General features: G+C 44.8%; 1 protein-coding gene. It reads left to right on the top strand.

The genetic code is table 11. The features are described 5' to 3' along the window. Nucleotides 1-52: 52 nt before the first annotated feature. Nucleotides 53-1,266 (top strand): DUF6160 family protein (locus tag A3729_RS09645; RefSeq protein ID WP_231877397.1); only part of this gene is annotated, 1,214 nt, incomplete at its 3' end.

Genomic DNA, 1,266 nt, shown 5'->3' with positions numbered 1-1,266 from the left:
TTTCAGTTGGGCAGAACCTAAAGTATGCGAACCCAAAACTTAGGTAACTAATATGAAAGGCCTGAAGAAAATAGCATTAGCATCCGCAATCGCAGCAGTAGCAGCGGGCGCACAAGCAGAATTAAAAGCTCTTGATGATTCAACAATGGGTGAATTAACTGGTCAAGCTGGTTTAACTATCGATTTAGAAACTAAAGTATCTATCGGTCAGTTCATGTATAAAGATGCTGGTAGCCTATTCATCAACGGTATCACTATTGGCGGTAACGCAAACACTGGTGACGCTAACCTAGCAAACGACACTGACATGCTTGACAATATCCGTATGAACATCGATATTGCTGGTTCTGCTGCTACTGGCGAAAACATCTTAGATCGTGGTTTGTCTGATTTTTACGGCGCAGAAGGTCTAGCAGCATTGGCTCTAGCATACGGTGCTGTAGATGATGGCCGTCTAGCTGGTTTGGCTGGCGGTATCGAAGCTAACGCTGGTGGCGCATCTTTGAAGCAGCTAGAATCTAACAATGTACAGGCTGCTCCTGGTGTATCTGTTGTTCAAGCAGTTGCTGGTGCACTTGGCGGAACATTCGTTAAGGGTCGTGTTGGTATCGAAGACGGTGACTTGTTGATTCACGAAATCGCAACTGACCCACTAGCTGCGCTTATCGATGCTGATGCTCTTATCGCTGGCGGCGCTACTGCACTTGCTGGTTTCTCAACTCAAGAAGTTATCGACGGTGCTATCACTGCAGTTGATTTCAAGTATACAATCGATGCTATCGGTATTGCTGATTCTTCTTATGGCGCTGGTGAAGGCACATATGATTCAGCTACAAACATCCTTACACATCCTACAGCACAAACTACTACTTTGATCAGTGACTTAAGCATTGCTGGTTACTTGGGTCACAAAGATATCCATATCGAAAACAATGGTAATGGTTTCGGCGCTACTGACACTGATGGTAATGGTCGTATCTCTGCTGCTGAAGCTTCTGATGCTGTGACTGGTTCTACTGGTTACGGTGATGCGAACTCAAAAATCCACATGGATAGCTACTTCAACATCACTGATTTAGATGTTTACATCGATATCGCTGGTGTTCAGATCAACGATCTGAAAATCCACAACCATCGTGGTGACACTTCTGGTCTAGACGGATTGAATGCATTCGGTTTCGCTCACTCAATGCGTGACATCTACGCTGTTAAAGACGCAGTTCTTGATCTAGGTTCTGTTGCTTTGAACCCAGCTCAAGATATCCA

The organism is Oleiphilus sp. HI0043 (genome assembly GCF_001634935.1).
Note: the sequence above shows the minus strand (reverse complement) of the source record. Positions and strands in the feature narration are given on the sequence as shown.